The sequence below is a fragment of the Agathobaculum butyriciproducens genome, assembly GCA_003096535.1.
Lineage (GTDB): Bacteria > Bacillota > Clostridia > Oscillospirales > Butyricicoccaceae > Agathobaculum > Agathobaculum butyriciproducens.
The window spans coordinates 1-3,583 of record QEKJ01000039.1 but is presented as its reverse complement, the minus strand read 5'-3'; the positions used below and the strand labels follow the sequence as shown (position 1 = coordinate 3,583).

The following is a 3,583-nucleotide window of genomic DNA, read 5'->3' as shown; positions in this document are numbered from 1 at the left end:
ATGGCTTCCGATGCCAACGACCTGCTGAACACCACCACCGTACTGACCAAGGACGGCGCTCACTCCGAGAAGCCGCTGTGGTTCTTCCTCGAGCGTTACAACCAGGCATTCATCAACCAGGTTATCTCCTTCGTTGATGCAATCAACAACGATACAGAGACTGCTGTCGGCGCTATCGATGGCCTGCGTCCGGTTCTCATGGCTAAGGCTGCTACCGAGTCCTGCCGTAACGGCGGCGTATACGTTAAGGTTGAGGAGTAATTTCTCCGCTTAACAAACCAAAGTTGCATGAAAAGGAATCCTCGAAAGAGGGTTCCTTTTTTGTTGCAGTAATTAAAAATTGAGAATGGAGAATGGAAAATTAACGCGATGATCAAATTCAACTCACTGCAATTACATAACCGTATGTCCGCACGCATTTAACATTGATGCGGGAGCACAATGTGCTCCCCTACGATTTTAATCGTGCAACTTGACAAATTGTATCATGTAGGGCGGGACAAGGTGAATTGCCCGAAGGGCAAGAGAAGGTGCCCTGGGGTATGACCCCATCCCGCCGTTTCTCGTCGAATTACACCAATTTTATCAACCTGTACCCGTCAACTGCCGCGTTCATTCTCCATTTTCCACTCTCAATTCCCCCTTGACTTAGAGTACACTCCAAGTGCTACACTAAGGGCAAAGGAAGGTGACTCCCATGACCATCGCAGAAGTGAGCAGACAATTCGACATCACACCGGACACACTGCGCTACTACGAGCGCATCGGCCTGATCCCGCCGGTACCGCGCACCAAAAGCGGCATCCGCGATTACGACCAGACCTCGTGCAGCTGGATCGAGTTTATTAAATGTATGCGTGCGGCCGGTCTGCAAATTGAGGCGCTCATCGAATATGTGGCTCTGTTCCAACAGGGCGACAGCACCATCGGCGCCCGCAAGGCGCTCCTGATCGAGCAGCGCGACCAGCTCGAGGAACGCATTGCCACCATGCAGCAGACGCTCAAGCGGCTCAACCACAAGATTGAAAACTACGGAAACTGCCTCGCCAAAGAACCCGAGCTGCGCGGTAAAGCCAAAGACTGAACTGCACCAACACTTCACCACCGCAGAGTTCTCCCGCCGGAGAGCCCTGTGTATTTGTGTATTTTTACCAGTTTCCATCGTTTTTTTCGGTATTTATCACCATACCCCGCGTTTTGAGAATATTCCGCTTGTGCAATCCCTTATAATTTACCAAATTTATTGCTTTATTCCGTTAATATTGACAGTTGACGCTTGCTATCTGGTGTGGTATATTGGTAGACGGAACAAAAACTTAACAAAAAAGTGTGCAAAACCCGCTCCAAACCGAACCACCCTATCGATCGGTTAGACACGGGCAAGCGGTTCCCTGCCGCACCAAATGGCAGTCTGCAACAGGCGGAATGCCGGTTTTTACCGGCTTTGGCAATAAATATCCAAACAAGAAGGAGACTTGAACATGGATTTCCATCTGACCCGTGAACAGGAACTGGTTCGCCAGATGATGCATGACTTCACCGAGAACGAAGTTAAGCCCATCGCTGCGGAAACCGACAAAACCTCTACTTACCCCCGCGAGAACATCGAGAAGCTGTTCGATCTGGGCGTTATGGGCATGGTCGTGCCCGAGGAGTTCGGCGGCGCAGGCGCTGACGACCTGTCCTCCGCTATCGCTATCGAAGAGCTGTCCAAGCAGTGCGCTTCCACTGGCGATATCCTCGCTACCCACAATGGTCTGTGCTGCGGCCCGATCATTGCAAACGGTACTCCCGCACAGAAGGAGAAGTACCTCCGCATGCTGACCGAAGGCCACAAGGTAGGTGCTTTCGCACTGACCGAGCCGGACGCTGGTTCTGACGCTGCAAAGGGCACCTGCGTTGCTGAGCTGCAGGGTGACCACTACGTACTGAACGGCTCCAAGATCTTCATCACCAACGGCTACGTTGCTGACGTATTCGTAGTATTCGCTATGACCGACAAGTCCAAGGGCACCAGAGGCATTTCTGCATTTATCGTAGAGAGCTCCTTCCCGGGCTTCTCTGTTGGCAAGCACGAGGAGAAGCTTGGCCTGCACGGCTCCCCGACGGCTGAGATCGTATTCACCGACTGCATCGTTCCGAAGGAGAACCTCCTCGGCGCAGAAGGCAAGGGCTTCAAGATCGCTATGCAGACCCTGGACGGCGGCCGTATCGGCATCGCTGCACAGGCACTGGGCATCGCAGAGGGCGCTATGGAAGAGTCCATCAACTTTGCTAAGACCCGTGAGCAGTTCGGCCGTCCGATCGCAAAGTTCCAGAACACTCAGTTCCTCTTTGCTGATATGCATGTTGCAATCGAGGCTGCTCGCCTGCTGACCTACAAGGCTGCTGTTGCTAAGTCTGAGGGTGGCCGCTTCACTGTGGACGCTGCAACCGCTAAGCTGTTCGCTTCCGAGGCTGCTATGAAGATCACCACCAAGGCAGTTCAGGTACACGGCGGCTACGGCTACACCAAGGATTACCCGGTTGAGCGCATGATGCGTGATGCCAAGATCACCGAGATCTACGAGGGCACCAGCGAGATTCAGCGCGTTGTTATCTCCGGTAACATTCTCGGTAAGTAAGAATAGGAGGAAAACTGAACTATGAAGGCAATTGTTTGTGTAAAGCAGGTTCCGGATACCTCCGGTAAGGTTGCTGTTAATCCCGATGGCACTCTGAACCGCGCATCCATGGCTACCATCATCAACCCGGACGACAAGAACGCGGTTGAGGCTGCTCTGAAGCTGAAGGACGCTACCGGCTGCAAGGTCGTTGTTATCACCATGGGTCCTCCCCCGGCACAGGGCATGCTGCGTGAGCTGATGGCTATGGGCGCTGACGAGGGCATTCTGGTTTCCGCTCGTGAGTTCGGCGGTTCTGATACCTTCGCAACCTCCCAGATCCTGGCTGCTGCTATCAAGAAGTATGGCGTTGACGCTGATGACGTAGTATTCTGCGGCCGTCAGGCTATCGACGGTGATACCGCTCAGGTTGGTTCTCAGATCGCTGAGAAGCTGGACATCCCGCAGGTCTCCTACGCTGCTGACGTAAAGATCGAGGGCACCACCGTTACCGTTAAGCGCGCTCTGGAGGATGGCTACATGACCATCGAGACCCAGACCCCGTGCCTGCTGACCTGCATCAAGGAGCTGAACGAGCCCCGCTACATGTCCATCAAGGGCATCATGGGCTGCTACGATAAGCCGATCGCAGTTTATGACTACAACACCCTGAAGGACGATCCGCTGATCGATCCCACCACCATTGGTCTGAAGGGTTCTCCCACCAACATCTTCAAGTCCTTCACTCCTCCCCAGAAGGGTCAGGGCAAGATGCTTGAGGGCGCTGACAAGGCTACCTGCGATGAGCTGGTTGCTGAGCTTCAGAAGAAGCACATCATTTAATCGGAAGGAGAATACTGAACAATGGCTGATTTCAATAATACGAACCTCGCCGATTTTTCCGGCGTATGGGTATTCTGTGAGCAGCGCCAGGGCGAGCTGCAGCCGACCGTACTCGAGCTGATCTCTGAGGCACGCAA

Annotated in this window: 4 protein-coding genes and 1 pseudogene; all 5 read left to right on the top strand. The window is 53.5% G+C overall.

Annotated elements, in window-relative coordinates:
- The coding region (locus C7386_RS12980; RefSeq protein WP_367575351.1) for a Gfo/Idh/MocA family oxidoreductase at nt 1-261 on the top strand (261 nt) is incomplete at its 5' end.
- 436 nt (nt 262-697) lie between these two features.
- On the top strand, nt 698-1,084 hold the full coding sequence (locus C7386_RS12975) for a MerR family transcriptional regulator (protein ID WP_110435860.1): 387 nt from the start codon (nt 698-700) through the stop codon (nt 1,082-1,084).
- Between the two features lie 397 nt (nt 1,085-1,481).
- Nucleotides 1,482-2,624, top strand: coding sequence for an acyl-CoA dehydrogenase (locus C7386_RS12970; RefSeq protein ID WP_110435859.1), 1,143 nt, complete (start codon nt 1,482-1,484; stop codon nt 2,622-2,624).
- A 21-nt stretch (nt 2,625-2,645) separates the two neighbouring features.
- Nucleotides 2,646-3,446, top strand: coding sequence for an acryloyl-CoA reductase electron transfer subunit gamma (gene acrB / locus C7386_RS12965; protein WP_116705712.1), 801 nt, complete (start codon nt 2,646-2,648; stop codon nt 3,444-3,446).
- A gap of 21 nt (nt 3,447-3,467) precedes the next feature.
- Nucleotides 3,468-3,583 (top strand): annotated as a pseudogene (locus tag C7386_RS13875) (acryloyl-CoA reductase electron transfer subunit beta); the annotation flags it as partial.

What these genes read in the sequence shown, in the direction of transcription:
- C7386_RS12975 (WP_110435860.1), top strand. Translation starts at nt 698, where the DNA reads ATGACCATCGCAGAAGTGAGCAGACAATTCGACATCACACCGGACACA.
- C7386_RS12970 (WP_110435859.1), top strand. Translation starts at nt 1,482, where the DNA reads ATGGATTTCCATCTGACCCGTGAACAGGAACTGGTTCGCCAGATGATG.
- acrB (WP_116705712.1), top strand. Translation starts at nt 2,646, where the DNA reads ATGAAGGCAATTGTTTGTGTAAAGCAGGTTCCGGATACCTCCGGTAAG.